The sequence below is a fragment of the Vibrio qingdaonensis genome (genome assembly GCF_026191675.1).
GTDB classification, from domain to species: Bacteria; Pseudomonadota; Gammaproteobacteria; order Enterobacterales; family Vibrionaceae; genus Vibrio; species Vibrio qingdaonensis.
Genome location: NZ_JAKRRY010000180.1, coordinates 1 through 334, shown reverse-complemented (window position 1 = coordinate 334; position 334 = coordinate 1). Strand labels below are relative to the sequence as shown.

The 334-nt window shown below is 42.5% G+C and carries 1 protein-coding gene; it reads right to left on the bottom strand.

Annotated elements, in window-relative coordinates; all coding sequences use genetic code 11:
* Positions 1-334, bottom strand: a 334-nt coding sequence (locus MD535_RS25920; RefSeq protein WP_390902980.1) for a transposase, incomplete at both ends; no start/stop codon positions are given.

Sequence of the window (334 nt, the reverse complement as noted above, 5' to 3'; positions counted from 1 at the left end):
GCCTTTGTCAAAAATAGTGAGTGAATGCTCCGGAACTTGCTCAATGAGCTCTTCCGCCAGACGCATTTCATTGGTTCGATAGTCCGAAAATGTACTATCAATTAGCTGGTGACTCGTCAGTTCCATCAGGCACACCATACGAACTTTAGGATAGATATTTTCGACGCCATTATTACGCTGTGCTTTAAATTCTTGGTGATTTTCGGGGGTATCTGTTGTTCTCCAGACAACACCGTCCACGGCAAGCAAGTTTAAACCACACCATGTTTCAAAATTCGATGTTTGATAACTATGAGCCGCCATTGCTTTAAAGACTTGCTTAACTCCTTCTTCT